21 protein-coding genes and 2 pseudogenes are annotated in these 21,938 nt (G+C 32.4%); 1 reads left to right on the forward strand and 22 read right to left on the reverse strand.

What is annotated here, in order from left to right; all coding sequences use genetic code 11:
• Nucleotides 1–61 precede the first annotated feature (61 nt).
• The 3 genes from B5P42_RS15460 to ytfJ form a co-directional block, all read right to left on the reverse strand.
• Nucleotides 62–382, reverse strand: a complete 321-nt coding sequence (locus B5P42_RS15460; RefSeq protein ID WP_113734593.1) for a hypothetical protein — start codon at nt 380–382, stop codon at nt 62–64.
• A gap of 51 nt (nt 383–433) precedes the next feature.
• A complete protein-coding gene (locus B5P42_RS15465; protein ID WP_002085994.1) occupies nt 434–1,210 on the reverse strand; it encodes a hypothetical protein in 777 nt (258 codons plus the stop codon).
• 160 nt (nt 1,211–1,370) lie between these two features.
• Nucleotides 1,371–1,796, reverse strand: a complete 426-nt coding sequence (ytfJ, locus tag B5P42_RS15470; RefSeq protein WP_002127061.1) for a GerW family sporulation protein — start codon at nt 1,794–1,796, stop codon at nt 1,371–1,373.
• 131 nt (nt 1,797–1,927) lie between these two features.
• On the opposite strand from ytfJ, the gene B5P42_RS15475 reads away from it, so the two are divergent.
• Entirely contained in the window at nt 1,928–2,713 is a 786-nt protein-coding gene (locus B5P42_RS15475; RefSeq protein WP_113734594.1) for a GNAT family N-acetyltransferase, read from the forward strand.
• A 299-nt stretch (nt 2,714–3,012) separates the two neighbouring features.
• On the opposite strand, the gene B5P42_RS15480 is transcribed toward B5P42_RS15475, so the two are convergent.
• From B5P42_RS15480 to B5P42_RS32705, 19 genes and pseudogenes are all read right to left on the reverse strand, one after another.
• Nucleotides 3,013–3,810 carry a DUF3952 domain-containing protein gene (locus B5P42_RS15480; protein ID WP_181458802.1) on the reverse strand — a complete coding sequence of 266 codons (798 nt, stop codon included), beginning with the start codon at nt 3,808–3,810 and terminating at the stop codon, nt 3,013–3,015.
• Between the two features lie 151 nt (nt 3,811–3,961).
• Entirely contained in the window at nt 3,962–4,744 is a 783-nt protein-coding gene (locus tag B5P42_RS15485; protein WP_113734595.1) for a hypothetical protein, read from the reverse strand.
• A 239-nt stretch (nt 4,745–4,983) separates the two neighbouring features.
• The gene (locus tag B5P42_RS15490; protein WP_113734596.1) at nt 4,984–5,778 is read right to left on the reverse strand and encodes a DUF3952 domain-containing protein; all 795 of its coding nucleotides are present in this window, start codon (nt 5,776–5,778) and stop codon (nt 4,984–4,986) included.
• 317 nt (nt 5,779–6,095) lie between these two features.
• Nucleotides 6,096–6,517, reverse strand: a pseudogene (locus B5P42_RS33135) (lipase); the annotation flags it as partial.
• 21 nt (nt 6,518–6,538) lie between these two features.
• Nucleotides 6,539–7,372 carry a DUF3952 domain-containing protein gene (locus tag B5P42_RS15500; RefSeq protein WP_113734597.1) on the reverse strand — a complete coding sequence of 278 codons (834 nt, stop codon included), beginning with the start codon at nt 7,370–7,372 and terminating at the stop codon, nt 6,539–6,541.
• Between the two features lie 202 nt (nt 7,373–7,574).
• The gene (locus B5P42_RS15505) at nt 7,575–8,369 is read right to left on the reverse strand and encodes a polysaccharide biosynthesis protein (RefSeq protein WP_113734598.1); all 795 of its coding nucleotides are present in this window, start codon (nt 8,367–8,369) and stop codon (nt 7,575–7,577) included.
• Nucleotides 8,370–8,551: 182 nt separating this feature from the next.
• Entirely contained in the window at nt 8,552–8,797 is a 246-nt protein-coding gene (locus B5P42_RS32700) for a hypothetical protein (protein WP_016092734.1), read from the reverse strand.
• A 220-nt stretch (nt 8,798–9,017) separates the two neighbouring features.
• On the reverse strand, nt 9,018–9,488 hold the full coding sequence (locus B5P42_RS15515) for a hypothetical protein (RefSeq protein ID WP_113734599.1): 471 nt from the start codon (nt 9,486–9,488) through the stop codon (nt 9,018–9,020).
• A 133-nt stretch (nt 9,489–9,621) separates the two neighbouring features.
• Nucleotides 9,622–10,065 (reverse strand): DUF5085 family protein, encoded by a 444-nt coding sequence (locus tag B5P42_RS15520; RefSeq protein ID WP_113734600.1) that lies wholly within the window; start codon nt 10,063–10,065, stop codon nt 9,622–9,624.
• The gene (locus tag B5P42_RS15525) at nt 10,062–10,523 is read right to left on the reverse strand and encodes a DUF5085 family protein (protein ID WP_113734601.1); all 462 of its coding nucleotides are present in this window, start codon (nt 10,521–10,523) and stop codon (nt 10,062–10,064) included. The genes B5P42_RS15520 and B5P42_RS15525 overlap by 4 nt, the downstream gene beginning before the upstream one ends.
• 113 nt (nt 10,524–10,636) lie before the next feature.
• Nucleotides 10,637–11,419 (reverse strand): hypothetical protein, encoded by a 783-nt coding sequence (locus B5P42_RS15530; RefSeq protein ID WP_000267166.1) that lies wholly within the window; start codon nt 11,417–11,419, stop codon nt 10,637–10,639.
• 29 nt (nt 11,420–11,448) lie between these two features.
• Nucleotides 11,449–12,930, reverse strand: coding sequence for a T7SS effector LXG polymorphic toxin (locus B5P42_RS15535; RefSeq protein ID WP_113734602.1), 1,482 nt, complete (start codon nt 12,928–12,930; stop codon nt 11,449–11,451).
• Nucleotides 12,931–12,970: 40 nt separating this feature from the next.
• Entirely contained in the window at nt 12,971–13,261 is a 291-nt protein-coding gene (locus B5P42_RS15540) for a TIGR04197 family type VII secretion effector (protein WP_000503892.1), read from the reverse strand.
• A gap of 3 nt (nt 13,262–13,264) precedes the next feature.
• Entirely contained in the window at nt 13,265–13,687 is a 423-nt protein-coding gene (locus B5P42_RS15545) for a YwqH-like family protein (RefSeq protein ID WP_002127046.1), read from the reverse strand.
• A gap of 12 nt (nt 13,688–13,699) precedes the next feature.
• Nucleotides 13,700–18,211: a type VII secretion protein EssC gene (gene essC, locus B5P42_RS15550; RefSeq protein ID WP_113734603.1), complete on the reverse strand. Its 4,512-nt coding sequence runs from the start codon at nt 18,209–18,211 to the stop codon at nt 13,700–13,702.
• Nucleotides 18,212–18,254: 43 nt separating this feature from the next.
• Nucleotides 18,255–19,454 carry a type VII secretion protein EssB gene (gene essB, locus B5P42_RS15555; protein ID WP_113734604.1) on the reverse strand — a complete coding sequence of 400 codons (1,200 nt, stop codon included), beginning with the start codon at nt 19,452–19,454 and terminating at the stop codon, nt 18,255–18,257.
• A gap of 72 nt (nt 19,455–19,526) precedes the next feature.
• Complete coding sequence (locus B5P42_RS15560; protein WP_001007571.1) at nt 19,527–19,778, reverse strand: EsaB/YukD family protein; 252 nt, start codon at nt 19,776–19,778, stop codon at nt 19,527–19,529.
• 4 nt (nt 19,779–19,782) lie between these two features.
• The gene (gene essA / locus B5P42_RS15565; protein ID WP_016102148.1) at nt 19,783–20,286 is read right to left on the reverse strand and encodes a type VII secretion protein EssA; all 504 of its coding nucleotides are present in this window, start codon (nt 20,284–20,286) and stop codon (nt 19,783–19,785) included.
• Nucleotides 20,258–21,938 (reverse strand): annotated as a pseudogene (locus B5P42_RS32705) (type VII secretion protein EsaA); the annotation flags it as partial. The pseudogene B5P42_RS32705 and the gene essA, both read right to left, overlap by 29 nt.

The following is a 21,938-nucleotide window of genomic DNA, read 5'->3' on the forward strand; positions in this document are numbered from 1 at the left end:
CTCCTATGCTTGTCTTACTTCATCTATATGAACATAAGCATAAAAAAAAGACCTTCTATTACTAGAAAGTCTTCTCTGAAACAAAAAGAAATGTACCGAATATACCTACTCCGCTATATTCTTTCGTAACACCAGCTTCTGTTTTATACGTTTGCTTTACAGTCATAAAGAAAACACCATTTCGTGCATCAATACTTTCAAACTGTAATTTCTCTTTTTTTTCATCTACATTTTGCGTGCATTCAAAGCTACTCTCGTCACATTTCAATGTATACTTATCCTCTAAATACAATTTAAAATCTGATTCTTTCGGACAAGTTATAAGTAATATTGCCACGAGAATAATACTTACAATACCCACAATTGTATAATATTTCTTCATTTGTTCTCCTTTCAAAAGACAAGAAAACTTGACTTCATGCGCCAAGTTTTCTTAGTCTACAACCCATTGCCACTCTTGTTCTTTCTTATCAAAAATGAGCCAACCCGTTTCTGTTGCTTCCGCTTTCAATTCATCGATATTATCTAGTACCTCATCCGTACTTTCGAATGATCCTACTACATATACCGGAATTTCAAGACCTCTTCTCGACTCAATTTTCCCCGCTAAATCAATGTATAACCCATCTTCCATTAACGGCATAAGCCCAAGGATAACTTCCTTTGAAATTGCTGGGAAAATTTTTGATTTTTGGAAGAAAGTAAAACGTTTCTTTCCAAACGAACCGAGTTTATATGGAATCACTTTACTTAGCATTCCTACAAAATCACCGATTCTACGGTAATACACTTTGTTGTACCAACCGTCATCATGTGAAAAATAAACGAATCTATTCTTCAACAATGGGAAGAACGTTCTTCCAAGTGGTTCTTTTTTGTGAGCCAAATATAATAATTCTGCAATTTCTTTTGGCTCTAACTCATCTAAATCGCTTGCATCATCGAAATCTACCCAACAAAATTCATCAAATTCATCAATCTCTGCTTGAATGAGTTTATGTATGTTTTCTTCCTCAACATATTCAAATAAAGTATGATAATGAAAATCTGTCCACTCAAAATTATGCTTTAAAAGCAATACTTGATGAAGCGGTGAAGGGATGTTACTTGCAAACTCTTTAAACGTAATTCCAGATGTAATAAAACAATGACCCCGACGATTACCATTAATATATATCATATTGTTTACTTGGTCAGATCCTCCAGACAAAGCACCTAGCCACCTTCGTTTTATATGTTTCAATTCTATAGCATATTTTAACATGAAAAATTTTAGAAACATAGAAAAAACTTCAAAAACTATTTACAATTTCATGTGTTTTATTACATACTGATTACAAGAAAAAACGCCTGCTTATGAGCAGGCGTTTTTAAAGGATTTCATCTGGGTTTTGAGGGTGATGATTTCCCTCTTTCTTTTCATCTGTTTGGAACATCGATTGAATTTTATCAATTGTTTGTGGAGCTAATTCAATTATTTTTTCTGCTAAATGTGTCGCATTTTGTAGATGCAGAATATTTACTCCATCTTTATTCACTACAAGAAATGCTACTGGTGTAATAGAAACACCACCCGCGCTACCGCCACCAAATGCAGGGTTACCGTTCGCTCTTTGTCCATCATTCGTTTGGAAATCAGAACCTCCTGCTCCAAAACCGAACGCTACTTTAGAAACCGTTAACACTACACCACCGTCAGCCGTTTGAACAGGCTCTCCAACAATCGTATTTACATCGACCATTTCTTTTAAATTTTCCATTGCCGCTTTCATTAACCCTTGAATTGGATGATCCACCGTTCATAACCTCCTTTGTCATATCTTTCCTAGTTTTTCCGAAAGTTGGTGAACTAAACATAAAATTTTATATTGATTTCAAAAAACTTAAGTTGTAATATTTAGAAAAATAAAAAAGAGGTAGATTTTTTATGATGAGAAAATTAACAAAGAAAGATCATGAACAAGTATTCGCTTACCTAAAAGAAGAAGCAGCCCTTAACTTGTTTATTATTGGGGATTTAGAAGCTTTCGGTTATGAAACAGACTTTCAAGAATTATGGGGCGTATATAAAGAGAATGGAACATTAAAATCGATTTTAGTTCGCTTTCACGATACATTTATACCGTATAGTAAAGAAGAGTTTGTGGTTACTGACTACGAGGCACTTCTTTCCGCATATAAGCCGCTTAAACTCTCTGGCAAGTCAACTATTGTAGAAAGATTTGAAACTGCTCCAAGTGTACAACTAGGCGCCAAAAATGAAATGTATTTTTGCGAATGTCTAAATGACAGCAACTTACCTAGCACACCAATTCATGAAACAATTAAACTTGCCTCACTCGATGATATAGAACGAATTATGAAATTACGAAGTGACATCGCTGAATTCCCGACTGCTAATGAATCAGAAAAAATGTTAAGGCAAGCTATCGAAACAAATACAGGACGTACATATTATATTGAAAAAGACGGCGCAATCATCGCATCCTCCTCAACTTCCGCTGAAAATTCATTATCTGCTATGGTTGTTGGCGTATGTACGCATCCGAACTACCGCGGAAATGGATATGCTTCGCTTATATTGCAAAAAATGATTCAGGACTTTACGAAAGAAGGCCGAACACTTTGTTTGTTTTATAACAATCCAGCAGCTGGACGTATTTATAAACGACTAGGGTTTAAAGATATTGGAATGTGGACGATGTATCGATAATAAGGGGTACTCTATAAGCGGAAATAGTTGTAACTTAGCAATAAAGCAGATTATAAAAAAAATTCACACCGTTATTATGACGATGAAGAAACTACTTGCGAAGCCATGACTTTAACTAATAAATATTATGTACTCAAACTAAATTTAGACAGATAAACGCCCCTAATTGTTGCATCTACTCCAGCAATTGGGGCTAACTGTTTATTCTCAAATTCTTTCCACTACAAATAGAAAAATTTATGAAACATTTATCACACTTATGTCGCTATTATCTTTACATGCAAATGCCCTTCTTAATATTACTGCTTCTTATTATACTGTGCTTTAAAATCAATATATTCCTGTCTCGCATCCTGATTATTACCTTGGTGACTATCAAAAGATGTATGTATTTGTGATATATATTTTACTAACTTGCCCTCATCATTTCTCTTCTTATAATTCACTACAATACTTACTTCCAATATCTGCTTTGAACCATGTTTAGAATCAATATGCAATGCGATTGATCCACCACCATATTCATCAAATTGTATTTTCAACTTATCATTAATGATACTCTGAAACTCTAATTCAGTTAGTTTGTATCCAACAGTACTAGGCTGATCAAACTTTTTTATATCACCTCCGGGCTTCATCTTTAGTTTCCCTATCCCTTTTAAACGATCTACAATTAAGTTCACATATGAAACATCCAGATTCGATTCTGGACTTTGTACCTGTCCATTTTTATACATAATATTGGTACGATAAACAACTTCTTCTTTATTATCTTTGCTGTCTACTGCTGAAGTAACTTCTTGTGTTGTGTTGCCATATAAACTTTTATCTTTCGTATTATATATTCCTTCCGAAGTTTGATAGATTGTTTTTCGGTGCTCTCCATCTTCTTTTTGTTCATATGTACTATATATACCTCTTTGTTCCACAAAAGCATACCCATCATCACTCGCAGACATAACCTTTTTCATGTCACCTTCATCCATTGCCTTAACAAATGGCTCATACTCTATCTTTTCTTCAAAAAAACTACATGCTTGTAGTAGGCTGATTGCTATTATGATAGGAATTATTTTAGAAACCCTTTTTTTGTTCATTTCATCATCACACTACCCACTCTACATTTTCGATCAGATAACCTTCTAATCACTTTAATCACCTTACATAATTAAATTTTCTTTTAGAAGTTAAAATACTCTCCTGTAAATTATTACTTTTCTATCATCAAAACTTACAATACTCACTTTTTTATGCCTTACGTTTCGATTTACTTTTTTTATTTTTCTTTTGATATCTTGGAGTTTCTCTTCTATGTTGCTCCCATGAAATGTTAAATGACGGAAATTTAAACCTGCAATATGCTAATAGCTGAAATTCAGCTGCACCAATAGCCACTGAATACATTAAAATATTCCCTACTACGCCCCCAAATATAAAATTGTCTAAGGCAAAATCATTATGAAAATAAATCAAAATAAGCAGAATTAGTACGTATATTGTGGCCACCCTCATCATAGTTCCTTTTGTTTTACTAAAAAAGGAAGTGGACCTTTCATCCATACTAAACGCACCTTTACTCGCTTGTTTAAATGTATCGATTGTTGCCATAATATGGACAATCACCGCACCTAAAAATAATAACCCTGCATATATTAATGTAATCTGGTCAATTGAAGAATTAGCTATTTCAAAAACAATAAAAACAGTGAATCCTATAGTCCCTAATTGAAATGCATATAATAATACGACAAATGTTTGTAACTTTTGAAATTTAAATTGAGCTTTTGGAAATAAATATAGAATGAAAAAAATTACTTGCAGAGCATATAACAACACTTCTAGCTTAACAATTTCAATATCATTGAAAAGAGCTATGCAGTAATCCCAACCAGCTGATAAAGCAATAGAAAAAATAGCTATTGAATTATACAATATTCCTCCAAATATAAACGCCGTTGCACCTTCAGGACTTAAACGCCCTTGACATGTCATTCGAAACTTATCTAAATCTTCTTCTTTTATATCCCACACCCTGACATTTCACCTTCTATACAGTTTAAATAATTTTCTTGCACTAAAATTCTATTACATTCTTAATATTTTTAAGTACATAGATCTTTGTACAACTAAATTCAGATAATCTTTTAGGTATTTCATTATCACATTAATTACCATAATCATATACTCAGAATGCTTTTTGATAGTTCAAATAGTATCCTTTCTCCTCAAAAGTTCCAAATATTCTTCTTTCAATCTCTCCTAATCATTTATTATTTTGTGTAATCTTCCTTATAATTTAAATATTCTTTTTTCCCATCATGAATATTATTTTGTTTCTTATCAAAATATGTTATTATCTGGATCATATTTTTCACTATTTTTCCATCTTCATTTTTTGTTTTATAATCTATATCAATACTTAATTGTAATATCTGTTTGGGGTTTTTTGCAGAGTCAAAACTTAGTGAAATTGTTGATCCATCATATTCATCATAATTTATTTTCAACTTACCATTAATAATACTCTGGAATTCGGATTCAGTTAGTCGATATCCCACTGAATTAGGTTGATCAAACTTTTTTATATCATCTCCAGGTTTTATCTTTAGTTTCCCTATTCCTTTTAAACGATCTACAATTAAGTTCACGTATGAAACATCTAGATTTGAATCCGGACTTTGCACCCTTTCATTTTCATACATAATATTTGTACTATAATTAACTTCTTCTTTATAATTTTTATCATCTACTTCCGAGGTAATTTCTTGTGTTGTATTCCCATATAAACTTTTATCTTTTATATTATATACGCCTGTCGAAGTTTGGTAGATTGTTTTACTATGTTCTCCATCTTCCTTTTGTTCAAATGTACTATATATACCTCTTTGGGTTACATACGCATACCCATCATCACTCGCAGACATAACTGTCTTCATATCCCCTTCATCCAACGCCTTTACTAATCTCTCATACTCTATCTTTGTCTCTCCAAAACCACATCCACCTAATAAACTTGATACTATTGACAGAACTATCATCATCTTAGCTTTCTTCTTTAACTTCATACTGACACCCCGTTGATTTCTCTAGGCATTTTTTAATTCATTATGTTCCTTTTTGGAAAATAATACATTTCACCTTTACTTACTGGTATTTATTTACTCATACAGATTATATTGGAGATACTTTAATTTTTAATAGCATCGATTTATATACAAGCCTTAATTGCTTATATTTTCTATTTGAATTTTCAGAATCCAAAACTTATTTTATTTCTTTCGCTTGCTTTTTTCCCCTCTCTTCATAAAGCTTTACTCTTTTATGACATTCTCTTTCATGTTCCTCCCACGAAATATAAAATGATGGAAATTTAAATCTAAAATTTTTCATAAAATGCCTCTCCTTGGTCATATTGTTTTACTTTTAATTCATGTTCCCAATTACTAAATGCTAATTTATTTGCATTTGTTAAATTGTGAACACCTATCTCTGCATCTACTACTACATCACTATTATTATCTTTTCCAGCTTCCGTCCCAACATATGAAATAATAACTTCTCCTGTTACATTATCTTTAAATGCATAAGCGGCAAACCCAGTGTCTTTATCTTCTGCAGAATCTATTAGTGTTGCATTAAATTTTTTTCTAAGAGATCTTCGTTTTTTTCTTAGGCGTCCTCCCCAATATTATTATACGGTTCTTCGCCATCTCTAAAATTATATATATCTTGCCCAGCGAGCTCTAACTTTCCCATATCAGAGGTTATTCTTAAATCCGCTATTTTCTTCACACCTTTATTCAAAACAAATCAGCTCCCTTAGAATCACTTATTATTTTGAAAATACTTTTCATATTTTACATAATCTTGTTTAGCTTCCTGGTCATTATCCCTTTTACTACTAAAATTCACAGATATTTGCTGAGTATGTGTTAATAATTTCCCCTCACTATTTTTCGTTTCATATACAATTAGAATTGTTAATTGAATTATTTGCATCGGATGCTGTTTCGTATCTTTAGAATCATTAAAATTAAATGCAATTGATGCTTTTTCAAAACTATCATATTGCAAATTCAATTTATCGTTAATTATTTCTTGAAATTGTGATTCCGTTAACGTAAAACCGACTGTATTTGGTTCATTAAATTTCTTTTTATCTCTCCTTACTTTCAGTTGTAAATTCCCAATGCCTTGCAATCTATTAAAAATTAGTTTTACATGTGAAACATCCAAGCTAGAATCAGAACCGTAACCCTTTCTATCTTTATACATGAACCTAGTGCTATATTTTTCTTCTTCTTTATATTTATTATCCTTATGTCTATCTTTTATGTTCTTAATACCATTTGTTATTTTTTGAGTAGTTTCTCCATATAATAAATTTTCTTCCAAATTAAATATACCTTCAGTAGTTTGATATAGTGTATTATGAATTCTGTCCTCTCCATTTTTTTCTGTGGTAAAATCAATAACCCGTTCTTTCACATACGCATACCCATCATCACTCGCAGACATTACCGTACTCATGTCCTCTTCTTCTAATGCCTTAACAAATCTCTCATACTCTATCTTCGTTTCCCCAAAACCACATCCACTTAATAAACTTGCTACTATTGACAGAACTATCATCATCTTAGCTTTCTTCTTTAACTTCATACTGACACCCCGTTGATTTCTCTAGGCATTTTTAAGTTCATTATGTTCCTTTTTGGAAAGTAAAACATTTCACCTTTACTTACTACTGGTATTTATTTACTCATACAGATTATACTGAAGATGCTTTAATTTTTAATAGTATCGATTTATATACAATCCTTTATTGCTTATATATTCTATTCGAATTTTCAGAAACCAAAACTTATTTTATTTCTTTCGCTTTCTTTCCCTCTCTCTCCTTATAACGCTTTAAGAATTCCTGGCGTTCCCTTTCATGTTGCTCCCAAGAAATATAAAATGATGGAAATTTAAATCTAAAGTGCACCAATAATTGGAATTTTTCTGCACCAACGGCTACTGTGTACAGTAAAACAGTACCTATTACATATCCAATCAAAGTATCAGTCGCATAATCATTATGAAAATAAATCAAAATAAGTAGGATTAATGCGTATATTGAAGCCACTTTCATCATAGTTTCTTTTGTTTTACTAAAAAAGGAAGCAGATCTTTCATTCATACTAAATGCACCTTCACTTGCCTGTTTAAACATATCAATCGTTGTCACAATATGAACAATCACTGCTCCTATAAATAAGAAACCTACATATACCAATGTAATTCCGTCGATTATATAATCCGAAATTCCAGGAAGAATTAAAGCCGTGAATAATATCGTACCTAATTGAAATGCATATAATAATACGACAATCGTTTGAAACTTTTGAAATTTAAATCGAGCTTTTGGAAATGAATATAGAATTAAAAAAATTATTTGCAAGCTATATAGCACAAGTTCCATTCTAACGATTGTTTTCTCAAAGAAAGTAGTATAATAGTCCCAACCAAACGTTACTAAAGTACCAATAAGAAAAAACATCATAACTGAAACGTACACTATTGTTCCTATCATAAAACCTAAAGCACCCTCAGGGCTTAATCGACGTTTACATGTCACCCTAAATTGATCTAAATCTTCTTCTTTTATTTTCCACATTCAAGTGCCCCACCTTTAACCACATTCACTTAAATCACGTAGATTAAAAATAAAAACCTTCTCATTTTAACGAAAAGAGAAGGTTTTCTTGCTGTTATACATTCATGCCATATTCAAAACTTTCTCTCTTCAAATAACGTATTATAGTTGTTAATCTTTGAAATTTTATTTTCGCTATTAATTTAGGCATTTTTACTTTTCTTAAAAAATACCAAATATGCAAATAATGACGAGATTAAGAGGAATACACCCGCCCCTATCCCCTCATATATTTTAAAATAAACAGCAGCAATTATCACACATATTGACATTATTATTATTAGAATCATTGTATATTTCATTATAAATTCTAACGCTTTATAGATAGATACTATTGTCCTTTGAAAAAAACTTTTCTCTGTTTCTGAAACATTCCGATCCTTAATCAAAATAACACCTTCCCCTCTTTACAAATTGACTTTCGAATAAAATTTCCCTTTCAAAATAAGAACAAAGTGAACTGCAGAACGTAACTACTACCAATACAGATTGATCCAACTGAAAATTCTCATGTCGAATTATTCAATCAATTACATATAGATTTTAGAATGAAAAACCTCCTCATTCTAACGAGAAGAGAAGGTTTTATTAATCTCAGATATTCTTACATTATAATAATGATTCTTTTTGAGCTATTTCATAGTGCTCTGCTATTTTTTTACACATCTTTTTATATTCCATCATCCACTCTGCTATTTCTTCTATGTCTTCATCAGTCGACTTTTTCTTATATTTAAAACCAATTACTTTCATATCCGAAAACACTTCTTCTTCCATTTCTTCATCTACCGGAATACATTGGATAATAACTTTCGTTGTGCTGGAGACTTGTACAAAAATTTCAAATGTACCAACAAACATAGCCACCGTTCGGAATAATTCTTTATTACTCATATATAAAATCCTTGCAAGTTCTTCTGCAAGTTCAGGATATATAAACAATACATCAATCATTTCAGCAGCTATTATGCAATCATCTACTAATACTTTCTCCAATATTTTCTGCTTAATTAATTCCCCAGTTTTATCCTCACTCTTTTGTTGAAAATACACAGTTTTTTCTTTTGAAAATAGCCACATATGTAGACCCCTTCCTACTAAAAACAACAATTAGAACTCTTCATTCAAGAATACCTTTATCTTCTTCTATAAAACGAAACTAAAATCAAGCTTTTACTTTTCATATCTCCATTACTAAAACTGCGCTAAATTTTTATTGTGTATCCACTGCAATTTTTATTTCAACATACTGTAGCTCTTCATCACCGCTAAAAATATGATAAATAGGTGAAATCATATCAAGTTCATTATCTTCCATATACTGAAGCATCTCAGCATATGCATACTCGGTTAATGTTTCATACTCTCCTGTCAATCGTTTCACAAGCATGTCATCTACATAGTAATAGCTTCTAAATTTCATTGTTTCTAATGGTGGAACTTTATCCTCATATATCGGCATAAATAATTCAATATACATATTTTCATCTGAAGGAACATTTTTCAATGTATAAAATAGTGGACCTTTTGCTGTTAAGTTCGCTTTTTCTATTTCTAGCATAAAATCATCAATCGAATCTTTCATATAAGTATAATGAATATAGTATTCTTTTGAAACAACATTTGTATATGCAATACTTTGCCCTTCTATAATCATTTTACGGTTTCACCCACTTTTATAATAGGAGCATAAATATCTAACCATGTATCACCGTATACATCTAAGCATACATGATAAAAACTACTATCTAATTTAATATGGTTTTGATTTGCCACCTCGTGTATTAAATTATACACATCTTCAATATCACCATCTTCATCCGTAAAACGCACACTTAAAGCATCTTCAATTATTAAACCATCAACGTATTCATATGCAGAATCTTCCCCCAGTTCCACACGTTCATTTACCGGAACACAATATGTATATTCACCATATGCTGGTTCATTTTCAAGTGGTTTATATTTAAAGAGAACCGGTCCTACTGCATAAATCCCATTACGAATAACTTGACTTCTCAGCGCAATAGCAGGTAGTAACCAATCTTCTTTTTTGACGACTTGAGTAATACTAATTAAATTTAATAGCGATAATGCTTTATATTGAACTTTCACAACATCTACTCCCCTTATCTTTATTTCTTTCTAATTCGAATAGAAACGTACAATTTCTCATCTAATACACATAAATTAACAATTTATGCTATAGCAAAAATTCATTTCTTTTATTATCTACTTTTCGATTTGTTTTTTTTATTATATTTTCTAAATTTCTGTCGTTCTCTCTCATTCTCTTCCCATGTCATATTAAATGATTTAAATTTAAATCTACAGTACACCAACAATTGGAATTCAGCTGCACCTATGGCTACTGCGTACATTAAAATTGTCCCTACTACATATAAAATTAATGTATTAAAGTTATAATCATTATGAAAATAAATGATTATAAGAAGAACTGATATATATATCATGCTACCTTTTATCATTCTTCCTTTTGTTTCACTAAAAAATGAACGAGACCTCTCATCCATGCTAAACGCACCTTCACTTGCTTGTTTAAACGTATCAATTGTTGTCACAATATGAAATATCACTGCTCCTATAAATAATAACCCTACACAAATTAAAGTCATTCGATCAATTGAATAGTCAGTCATTCCAGGAAGAACTAACATTGTAAATGTGATTGTTCCTAATTGAAATGCATATAATAATACAACGAGCGTTTGTAACTTTTGAAATTTATAACGTGCTTTTGGAAAGGAATATAGTATTAGAAAAATTATCTGCAAGCCATACAACACAAGTTCAATACTAACCAGTGTTTTTTCAAACATAGTAGTATAAAAACCCCAACCAAACTTCACCAATGCTCCTATAATAAATAGCATCATTAATGAATCAATAATTATTGTTCCTAGCATAAATCCCGTCGCACCTTCAGGACTTAAACGTCTTCTGCATGTTTTTCTAAATTCCTCTAACTCTTCTTCTTTTATGTTCCACATACTCTATCTGCACCTTTCTTGTAGCCGAATTACCAAAATAGATCCCTAAGTTTTGTTGTTATTTTTTTTACTCCTTTTTTAGTAGCATCAATTGCACTGTCTCCCCCAAATATACTCGTTTTCGTATTTAATCCTACCGTAATAACTACCCCAACGCCTGCTCCTACAACAGTTCCAATAGGCGGAAGGAAAAACGATCCCGCTACAGCACCAGCTGCAGCCGCCCCGGCAGTTGCTCCAACATCTACTGCTGAATCTGTTGCTATATCTGCTACATCATGTAATTGCCATCCATCTTTTTGAGCTTCAGCAATGTTATTTCCAACTGACACAACCGCTCCAAATATGGCTGCTCCTTTTAAAAACTTACCAGTATTTCCAAGTTCTTTAAATGCTTCTTTCCATTGTCCAGGATGCAAATCTTTTAATCCTTTTACATACTCCGTTTTAAACGAACTCCATCCTCTTTCTTTAATTGCAGTAGGTAGCCCTTTTTTACTCCAATCCTGTTGGAACTTTTGAAAATCTTGAAATTCCGGTAATTTATAAATTCCTTTTCTTGCTTTTCTTACTTGTTCATTCGTAATTCTCGAATTTTCTACACCATCCAATTTAAGTCCATTTTTTATATAACGAAATATACTATCATCACTACTATCCATCTTAAGTAATTTATACACTTCCACTAAATCTTCTTTTTGACGTGTTGATAGTGTAAACTTCCCTTTTCCTTTTCGACCATTAGAATCAAATAAAACACTTAAATCATAGTTCTTTTTGGCATAATACATACGAGCAAAAGCGGCCACCACAAATTTACCACCCTTTTGTCGAATATCAAACGTCGTCATGCTATCCGAAATACCATTTATTAAGTTTCCATTCCATCCACCAGCCATAATTTTTTCGACTATCTTACTAGAAAAATCTCCATTGGCTGCTTGTATTTCTTTCATTCCCTTGTCTAATGAACTTAATGTTTCATTAAAATGTTGAAGTTCATTTTGCTGACTATTATACGTTTCTAATTTTTCTAGCGTATCACTAACTTCCTTTTGACTTTTTTGGACCCCTTCAGAAATCCCTGAAGATGATGGATACTGAGTTGGGACAATGTCCGCTATAGTTGCTATAGTTTGTTTTGCTTCTTCATTAGATCGATCAAATTCATTGCTGTAACCATTAATTTTTTTCTTTACATTATCTAAATAGTTCCCATAAATCTTTGTATCACTATCACTATCAACTGTACTATTAAAAGTCTCTATTGCTTTTTGAAATTCATTTTTCAACTCTTCCGCTGCAATTTGAAATCCAGCAATCGTAGTACCATGTACTCTAGAAAAATACCTCTTTATTTCATCTGCTGCTTTCCCTTGAAAAGAATTAAGTTGGTTCAAATCATCTATTTTCCCTAATAAGGTTTCAAAATATTGATTTAGTTCGTCAGCACTTGTTTGAAATCTTTTTTGTAATTCGTTTACTTCTTGTAATTCAATATTTTTATCCACGTTTCTCTCCCCTTATTTCATTTTTACGTAGAATGTTTTTCTAGTGCTGCTGTATACCAACTTTTAGTTCTTGCCCAAGTTTTGCATCTTTCTCTACCATTTTCGCTCCAATTTCTTGTACTCTACTTATATCATTTTCTAACAATTTCTCATATCGCTGAACTTTCTGTGAAAGTTTTTCAATCGCTTCACAATATTTTTTCAGTTTACTTAAATTCGTACGATGTAACTGCATACCATTAAATTTAGTCTTACCTAAATCACTAGCGCCACTTTTCAATTCACTTACTTTCGCATCAAATACCCCTTTATTTAATTTAATTTCCCCCATTTATCATTTCCCCGCCTTCTGTACTTCTACTTGAATACTAGCGTCAACCATTGAAACACTTCTACTTAGAGAAAGAATACTAGACTCACATGCAGCGATTTCTCTTTCAAGCCGTCGTATGGCTTGATCGATGTCTTCTTGCACTCTCCCTAGTTCTCCAATAAACCTCCCCAAATTAGAAATAACTTGTTGTTCATACGTTTCTTTAAAAGTAGTTGCTCTTTGCCCTTTCCAACTACTCTCGTTTATTTCTAAAGACTTAAACTGCTCTTGATTTTGTTTAATTGCTTCAAGATTATTTACAAATTTCCCCTTTGCAGTTATTAGCCTTCGTAGTTTCATTTGTAATTCAGCCAATTGCCCTTGTTGATGACTTATACTACTTAATAAACCAGATTTTTGACTATTTAATTCCTCTATCCCCATGCAAATCCCCCCTTAAATAGTTGGCACTTTAATTCTAGTAGCAAAACGATTTTCAACAAAATACCCTTCAAATGGATTTAATTTTGTACTACTTAAATCTTTATTAGATACATCGAAGACCATTTGGCCTGATGATTTTCTAAGTAAAATAACATGAGATTGCGTTTTTATTGTTTTTGAAACTAAGTCGTATCGACTGTCAATTGAATCAACATCACAGCCAATTACGAAGTGGATGCCCATAAATGCACCATTTGTTATTAATTCCGCTAAACTATATATATCGCTATCTTCTAAATTACTTAAAATATCATTTACATCTGCGATTACGATTACAATCGGCTTAAATTTCTTAATAAATTCAGCTGGGTTCACTGTTTCACTTGATGCTTCCTGCTCCTCTTTAAACGCCGCTTCTCTCGATTTATAAGCATTTGTAACTTGTTTAATCGTTTTCTCAATTCCTGTTTTTTCAGCTACATATAAAGCAGCACTCTCTCTATAGTTTGAGAAATTGCGTGTTCTTGTATCAATTAAACCTAGATCAAAGTGTCCACTGTCTGCTAACTGTTGAAGGAATTGATGAACTACATTTTCAACTTCATCTTTCTTGATTCCCCCTACAACAATATTAGACGCTTCCTTTAAATCTAATTCGAGAGGTGTAACGCTTTCTGTTTCTACACCAAATGTTAGTTTGCCTGCTTCAATAATTTCCCTTGTTTCTGGCCATGCAATAAATTCTTTGTATTCCAGAACTTCAGGTACCATAGGGATTGCTTTCGGTCTTTCTCCATCCCAGAAGGAATCCATCTCTTTTCCTTCAGCTTGTATATTTTCAATTCGAGTAAGTACATCTTCTCCCTTTGTCGGTAAAGCTGTTTGGAAGATTGTTGGTTCGTCAATTTTAACTAAACCACGTCCTGCTAATTCTTCAATTTTCAACTCTGTTCTTCCTACAATAGCTCTAGATTCTGCCTCATCTATCATATATAGCGCTATTTGTAGTTTAATATTTGTATTTACTTGTACTCTCAATGCATTTTGACGTGTAGCCGTAAGCATTAAATGAATTCCTACCGCTGCCCCTTCACGTACAATTTGTGCAATAATGCGTTCAAAGTCTTCGACAAATCCAGCTTCTCTAACAGCATCATAGTTATCTAACGTAATTAATATTGTTGGTAATACTTCTTTACTAGCTCTCTCATACATTTCAAGACTTGCAACGCCATATTTACTTAGCAATTGCTTTCTATCTTTTAATAAGTCTTCTATGCGACGAAGAAATTTCTCGCATTTTTCAACTTGGTCTAATGTAATGATGTCCGCCACATGTGGTAAAGATTTTAATGGCATTAAGCCATTTGTTCCGAAGTCTAATAAATACACATGCAAATGCTCCGGACTATGCTGACGAGCTACATCCATAATGACTGATTGTAAGAATGTTGATTTTCCGTAGCCTGGACTTGAGAAGACCGCTACGTGTCCGTCTTTACTAATATCTAGTGTTAATGGTGTTTGTGATTGTAATTCAGGCTGATCTAGTAGACCAACTGTTGCTTTTAATGGTTTCTTTTCTTTCGTCCATGCTTCCTTGAACTGAATAGCATGTAAGTCTTGTAAATATACGCTCTCTGGAAGTGGTGGTAACCACGGTCTAGCTAACGCTTCAATTTCATTTATTTCTGCGTAATCGTGAATGTAGTCAATAACAGCATCCAGTTCAGATGGTACGCTTATTACTTCTTTACTGCTACCAAGTCCACTTAAGTCTTCACTTAATATTTCATATTGTCCTAAATCATTTATTGCATAGATCGTTGCGTCTAAATGTTCTTTATCCTCTTTGTTTTCTACATAGTCTGCTCCGCTCCAAGCTGATTGGAATAGTTCATAAATTTCATTGTTCCCAACTTGTAAGTACGCACGTCCTGGTAATGTAATTTCAGCAGCATCTGGTGTTTTTAAAATTTCATTACTATCTGACGTATTTTGAACTTTTAATGCTAGTTTGAATTTCGAGTTACTCCAAATTTGATCATCTACAACACCACTCGGTTTTTGCGTAGCTAATATTAAATGGATTCCGAGTGAACGACCGATACGCGCTGTTGAAACTAACTCTTTCATAAATTCTGGTTGTTCTGACTTCAGTTCCGCGAATTCATCACTAATTAAAAATAGATGTGGCATCGGTTCACTTACTAAGCCTTCTTTATACAATTTTTGATACTGGTTTATATGATTTACCTCATTTTCCCCAAATAATCGTTGCCTTTTTTGTAATTCGGCTTTAATTGATGCGAGCGCTCTCATACTTTGTGCTCCATCTAAGTTCGTAATTGTTCCTAATAAATGCGGTAAGTTTTTGAATAAATTCGCCATACCGCCGCCTTTATAGTCAATTAGTAGAAAGGCTACTTCGTAAGGATGGAAATTGACTGCTAGAGATAAAATATACGATTGTATAATTTCCGACTTACCTGAACCTGTTGTACCTGCTATTAACCCGTGTGGTCCGTGTGCTTTTTCGTGTAAGTTTAAGTTTACGATATCTTCTTTACCACGTAATCCAAGTGGTACAGCTAAAGATTTATGCGCTGCATTTTTCTGCCAGCGACTTGTAATGTTTAACTCTTTTATTTTTTCAACACCGTACATTTCTAGGAATGTTACGCTTTCTGGAATACTATTTTTTAAGTTTTGCAAATGGTTTAACGGTGCCAATGCACGTGAGACATCTTCTAAATTGAACCCTTTCGGTACATGATTCAATTTAAATTGACGGTTAACAAGCTCTCCTTGTTCTAAGATGATGTTCCCTTGTTTTGCATCTCTTATATCAATTACCGTTTTCACGTGCTCCGGTAAACTTTGCATAACATCTTGTACAAATACAAGTGATACACCTAATTGACTCGGATCATCATTAAAGAATTCCATAACAACATGGTCTAGTATTAGTTTTTCATCTGTAATGAGAACGACATAGTGCGGTGCAAAGTACATTTTTTCATTAGTTGAACTTTTTTCATCTAGTTTTAATTTTCGTTCTTTCAATATTTGATACAAACTATTTAACACTTGATCACGACTACGATCATGGTATACAAATCCACGTACATTTATATCTCGAACACTTCCATGAGGTAGCCAGCGCATCCAATCCCATTTTTCTTTTTCTTCTTCAGGAAAAATAGTAATAAACTGCAAGTCATAATAACTATGGAATAACGCGGTTTGCACAACTAATAATTGTAATTGTTCTAACACTAAAGAGCGTTGTCCAATATAGCCAACCGGTCCATTTATCAAATCTGTTACAACAGGTACATCTTCCAAAGAAAGATAACGCTGTCTTAGTTCACGTGCTATATCAATTAATTCATCTTTCGTTTGACTAAATTCTTCTTCATTAAATTGGATTTCAAAACTCGTATTAGCTTGTCCTGTCCCAACGCTAAATGTTAAGAAATCATGATGTAGCATTGTTTTTTCATATATACGTGGATTTACTTGCACAGCCATATTACGTATTACTTCAACATTTGGATTATGAAATTGTAATGCATGACGCTGCTTTTCACTTTCTGCATGTAAATCTTTCGTTTTTTGTTTTATATACGCTCTATAACTTTTATCACGTTCAACAATGTCAATTTTATATTGCTTTAAATTTTTTATATAAGATGTGACAGAAACAATAATCGTTACTAATGTCATCGCTATCGATGCAATAATAAACATTCCATATTTCATAAAGATAGCGAGTAATACCGTTACGACAATCATGACAAGAGATGGTGCAATAATTCTCGCCAAATGCTCAGTCGGTTTTGACGGCATACTTGAAGGTTTTGCAATTGTCATTTTCTCTTCTGGTTCACGGTAAATAATACGTGGTGAACGATGATAGTCTGGATAACCACTTTGATAATTCGTTTCGGATTCTACTAAAATAGGTAACGTAGATTTAACGTTCTCTTCTGAAGACAATACTTGAATATCTTCACTACCTATCTCTACTAAAACACCATCAAAATATAATTGATCTCCTGCTTCTAACATAGTGCTATCTTTTAGCTTCGTATAATTATGAAATACATCCCCTTCATATACGTTTACTCTAAAAGAATCGTACAACGTTTCACGAGATAGCATTAAATCCACATTTGTCCCGATAATAGAAATATCATCATAACTGTTTTGACTAATTGTAAGAGAATGTTTCGTTCCGATATCAAACACTTTAGTTGTACCAATAATAGATATAAAGATTTTCAAGCTCACATCTTTAGTTTTTCCAATCTCAAATTCCTTATTGAACTCTATTAATTGATTTTGTACCATCCAAGCGTTCACTTCATTATTCCACTTTAATTCTACTTCTTGTTCTAAACTTGGATTCGTAATATCATTTGTCCACTCTTTTCCAATCGACACTATTGATTGCTCATTTGGATGTAATGTGCACTTATATATTTTGTCTCCATAAGTCAATACTAATAGTTGCTCCATCCGTGTTCACTGCTCCTTTTCAACTGTCTCATCAAGTGCTTGCTTACTCTTTTTTCTCTGTGTCCGACAAGTCTTTATCGCTTGATGAATTACCATATTTCTTTTTATACTCATCTAATTGTTGCTCATATGTTTTTAACTTTTGATCACGCTCTTCTCCTGACAAGTCCGGATTATTTTTCAGCGATTCAATTTGTTTAACAAGGCCGTACATAATAAGCTGCGGATCATCAAGTGTCTTAGCTAAATCTAATGATTTATCAAAATCACCTTTTCCGTTATACATCCAATAAAGTAAATACTTTTCATCACTTTTCAAACTAATATTTTTCATAATTGCTTTCTTTTGATTTTCACCTAGTTTTTCAGCTGTAATGTATGCAAATGCTAACTCATATTTAGACGCAACCGGTAATGATTCAAATTCTTCTTCATTTAATTGAGTAATTACTTTGTCATAATCAGTTGCTATGAAATTCGCATTTGCTTCTAATAATTTATTTTGATAAGGAAATTTTATAAAAGTGAAATATATTAAAGGAGCAGCTAAAATCACAGTCGCCGCTATGAAGGAAAAAGCTAAGTATTTAAACGATTTATAGCTTTTTTTAGGTACTAACTGCATATTTTTTTCTGTTTTTGTTTGTTCCTTCTCAAAGCTGTCATCAAGAAATTGCAGTAATGCATCTAAGCTTTCCATTTGAGCAACCGTCTGTTCAAATGTTGTTTCTTTTGCATCTTTTAGTAACCCAGCATACAAATCATCAAAATTGTGCTTTTGGGAGAATAAAGCGATAATTAGACACTTATATTGTGTTAAAAATTGCTCTTCTAACAACGGGGTTGGTGGAACAATATCTCGAATTCCTCTATGTATAATACTTGGCATTAAATTAGCATTAAAAACTATATTGTCCGGATGTAAAAAGAACGTGATTCGTTTATTTAAATATTTACGAAACTGCGCAACATTTCGAAGCAGTCTTAATTTCTCATTTCTTCCAAAACGGCTAAGATCGTCCCACTTATATAATTTTTGATCCACTTGAAATATAAAAGTAAACATATCATCCGTTTCTTCTATCATTAATGGTACAAACTCAGATGATGCGCCCGTAATTACATCAAATTGACGGAAGTCTTTTATACGTGTTTGAGATTTTGTCATCTCCAATTTCCAATTTTCCTTTTCTATTTGAAATTGATAGTTCATTGCATCAATTTGAATTGTTTTTTCCGTCATTTTTATCCTCTTCTCCTTTTCTTTATAACCCGTAATAACTTATTTTCAAATAACTAAAAGTAAAAATATTCTTTATAAAACTTGTAAAATATCTCCATCTGTTATTTGGTGATCGATTAAACGATCATTATCTGTTAAAACAATTGACTTATTCTTTACTTTAATTACAAAATGTGAACCTTCATGATTATCAATCTTTAGCGTATCTAATAAATTTTTCAACAAATATTTAATAGATTGATGATTCGGAATACGTAAATCATATGTATTTCCATTCCATTTACTAAAATCTACCGTTACATTAATATGTGTTTGTATTGCCATTACTTTACCTCCAACTTTTGCGAAGAACTGTATAAATACCGATGCAAATAAGTACAATGCCACCACCAAATAATATTATTATTGTTGTACTAATTGGCTTTTCATTCATTGTTTCATTACTCGCTACTTCATCTGCACTTTTTCTGACAACGTATTCACTGCTAAACAAACTATTTTTCGTATCTTTAACACTATTTATTTCTTTTTGTTTTATAAAAAGAGAATCTCGTAAAGCTTCCATATCTTTTTGTTCTTTCTTTTTCTTTTTCTGAATTTCTTCTTCTATTTCTTTATTAAATAACTCAATCGATGCTTTATCTAATTCCGTTTCCTTATGTTCCTTTTTATTTTTTTCTTGGTCGCTTTCTTCAAGTCGATCCACTTTAAACTTAATCTTCCCATCATCACCAAGATAACTGTCAGCCGCGCTCCTTATCGGTAGCGCGACAAACAGTAAAAGGATAGAGAGAAATGATAACTTAGCCACTATGCTCCATTGTTTGATCATTTACTTCTTTTTCCTCCCATTTCTTATGCCATACAAATAGATTACTAACTAATCCGATAATGGCAATTACAAACAACACGATGAAAATAACTTTTCCAGTATCTTTACCGCTAATAAAATCATTTAGAAAACTTTCTATATACTGAAGTGGTGAGAACTGACGTACCTTTCCAACAGACGACATTTGATCTACTTTACTTCCAACTGCTTCAGTTAAAAATAGGTACATACTTAAAAATACTAATAGAATAAACATCCCTACCATTTTTATTTGTCGTAATAAGTATGTTGAGACCAATACAAACGCCATCATAATGATTGTGATAAACGCAATCCATAATAAACTTTGATCTTGACCGAACTGTAAAAGACGTCCAGAAATGATACCTATACTAATTCCTTCCACAATTGATATACCGAATGCCACTACTGTAGTTGGTACATTCATATCAATTAATGAGAACTTCTCTTCAAAATGATCTGATTGCGTTCGTTTCTTTTCTTGATTCGCAATTGCGTATGCTGTAAATAACGCAACAATAAAACAAGTTAATACGATTAAATATGGTGTAAAAGCATTACCAGCTACAATGACTCCATCATTTTGTTTCTGAACTGGACTAGATAAAAATTGATATAACATTTCATTTTGGCGATCACCAATTCGGCTATTAGCCAAAATTTTAGTAAAGTTTTTGGAGAATGATTTATCATCGTCCATTTTCTTTGTAAAGTCATTTAATAATGAATCAGCCTTTGAAACAATTGTCGTTCCACTGTCTTGAATTTCTTTTGCTTGTCCATTAATTTGATCAAATGTTTTATATACATCGTCTGATGTTGTTAAACTATGCTTCGAACTCTCGACCAATGACTGACTTTGCATCATTAATGATTTAATACCAGAATCTAACGATAAAACAGCTGTTTGCTCACCAGTATTATTTGTTGTTAGCACTTGCTGTTCTTCAACTAGCTTTAAGCTACTCTCACGCCATTTCGCTAAACCTTTTAAATACTCTCCTAAATTTTCATTCATACTAGTTGCTTGCTGCGTCGTTACATTTAATTTCTCCGCTAGTAGCATTGAATTTTGATCCGCACTAGTAATGAATTGTTGATAAGAGTCTATTTTTTGTTTTAAACCTGTCATATCTTGCTTTACTTCTGTCGTAATACTTGATGAAACAAGATTTGAAATTAAATCAATTAAGCTTTGTTTATTTAATACGTAGTACAAAGATTGTTCAGTTGCAATTGCATCTAAACTTCCCTCTTCTAACTTAGGACCTACATCTTTCGTTCTTAAATCAATCCCATAATACATTTCGTACAGACTAATTAAACCTTGATAACTTTCAACTGTATCTACTGCTTCTTTTATTAATACACTAGATATATTTTTTGTTAATTCTTCTGATTTTTGATGTACAACTTGATTCGTCGTACTTTCAATAGTCGTTGAGTTACCACCTTGATTTTGGTTTCCTCCGTTACCTGTTCCAGGGTCTGGGTTTCCTCCATTACCTGTTCCAGGGTCTGGGTTTCCTCCATTACCTGTTCCAGGGTTTGGATTTCCTTCATTACCTGTTCCAGGATCTGGATTTCCTTCATTACCTGTTCCGGGGTTTGGGTTTCCTCCATTACCTGTT

Origin of the sequence: Bacillus sp. SRB_331, from assembly GCF_003264175.1 — a bacterium.
GTDB lineage: Bacteria > Bacillota > Bacilli > Bacillales > Bacillaceae_G > Bacillus_A > Bacillus_A mycoides.